The following is a 2,078-nucleotide window of genomic DNA, read 5'->3' as shown; positions in this document are numbered from 1 at the left end:
ACCTTGGAGACGGCGGCGGGGATGACGATGGTCTTGGGGATCTGGACGACCTGCTGGCGTCGTTCGGGGACGACGATGATGATGATGACGGGGATGATGATGAAATGGATGCGGACCTCGCCGCGCTTTTGGATGATTTATAATGCGAATGTTTGAGAACACTGCCGGCGATTTCCGGCCCGGTTCCCGTCGCGGAAAGGAGGAGACATGGTAGAAAGCAAGGGCCATGAAAACGACCTCGCCTGGATGTCGGGGACATATTCCACCGACGGTCTGATGATGAGCCGTGCGATTGTGCGCGAGGGGCTGAGCAAGCTGACCGAGACCACAATCGAGTTTGCCGCGACCAAGAGCCAGCCCAAGCTTCAGGATCTGGTCGGCAAGCAGATGAATGTGCATGTGATGCGCCAGCAGACAGAGCATCAGTTCAACGGGCTGTGCATTTCGGTCGAGTATCTGGGGTTCCGCAACGGCTACGAGATGTATGTGGCGGAAGTGCGCCCCTGGTTCTGGCTGCTGACGCGGACCAGCGATCTGCGGGTATTTCAGGAGAAAACCTCGGTCGATATCATCAAGCAGCTGTTCAGCGAGTACGGCTTCAGCGATTTCACCGACAAGCTGAGCGATTCCTATGAGGCGCGCGAATACTGCCTGCAATACCGCGAGAGCGACTATGCCTTCTTGTGCCGGCTGATGGAGGAAGAGGGGATATACTTCTACTTCGACAGCCCCATTGGCGATACCGCGATTGAAAAGCTGGTGCTGTGCGATGGTGTCAGCGGGCATGCGCCGATCAAGGGCGGCGCGGGTATTGAGTTCCACGCCCGCGATGACAGCGACCGCCGCCGCGAGGAGCATATCTCGGAATGGACCAAGGAAGAGATCCTGACCCGCGGTAAGGTCACGCTGAATGATTTCAACTTTGAAACGCCCTCGGCGGATCTGAAGGCGGCCACTGAAATAACCAGGGGCAGCCATTCCTACAATGATTACGAAATTTATGACTACCAGGGCCGCTATCCGTCCAAGACCCCACTGGGCGACAAGCGGTCGCGGGTGCGGATGGAAGCGCAGGCGATCAGGCACATCCGCTGGCGCGGCGCCTCCAGTGTGGCGACGCTGGGCACCGGCAGCACCTTCACGATGGAAAAACATCCGGTGAAGGAGAACAACAAGGAATATCTCGTCATTGAGACCGAGCATCATATCAAGGTGGCCTGGGATTATGGCGAGCGGGAGAGCCAGCAGAAGAAAGAGGTTGCTACCAAAGGAGCGATGCGGCGCGACCTGAAGGCGCGCAATATGGATGTGCCCGAGGAAATGGAGCATGACGTCTATGCATCGACATTCAGCGCCATTTTGAAATCCGATCAGTTCCGGGCGCCCTTGGTGACCCCCTGGCCGGAGGTGCAGGGCCTGCAGACTGCAATCGTGGTCGGCCAGAGCGGCGAAGAGATCTGGACCGACAAGCATGGCCGGATCAAGATCCAGTTCCATTGGGACCGTGAAGGCAAGAAGAGTGAGACCTCTTCTTGCTTTGTGCGGGTAGTGACGCCCTGGTCCGGCAAGAACTGGGGCATGGTGGCGATCCCGCGGATCGGCCAAGAGGTTGTGATCCAGTTCGAGGACGGTAATCCCGACCGGCCGATTTGCACCGGCATGCTTTACAATGCTGAAACCATGCCGCCCTATACCTATCCCGATGATCAGACCCAGCTGGGGATCAAAACCAATTCCTCCAAGGGCGGCGGCGGCTATAACGAGCTGATGTTCGACGACAAGAAGGACAGCGAGCTGATGCGGGTGCAGGCGCAGAAGGACCATCAGATGCTGGTCAAGGACCGCTCGACGGTGACAGTGGGCATGGATGCGCCCGACCCGGAAGTCACTGAGGCGGACGAGAAGAGCTATGTTTTCACGGTCCAGCAGCACATGACGGAAACCGTTCATGAGGGCGACCGGACCGAAGTGGTGGAGACCGGCGACAAGTCCGAGACTATCCAGACCGGCAATATGACCTTGGACGTGGACACCGGCGACCTGACAGAAACCATTGCCACGGGGGACCATACAGAGAC

Annotated in this window: 1 protein-coding gene; it reads left to right on the top strand. The window is 58.1% G+C overall.

What is annotated here, in order from left to right; all coding sequences use genetic code 11:
- Window positions 1-207: 207 nt before the first annotated feature.
- A partial coding sequence (locus A2I95_RS33470) for a type VI secretion system Vgr family protein (protein ID WP_291736766.1) occupies window positions 208-2,078 on the top strand: 1,871 nt, incomplete at its 3' end.

Source organism: Leisingera sp. F5 (assembly GCF_001593695.1).
Note: the sequence above shows the minus strand (reverse complement) of the source record. Positions and strands in the feature narration are given on the sequence as shown.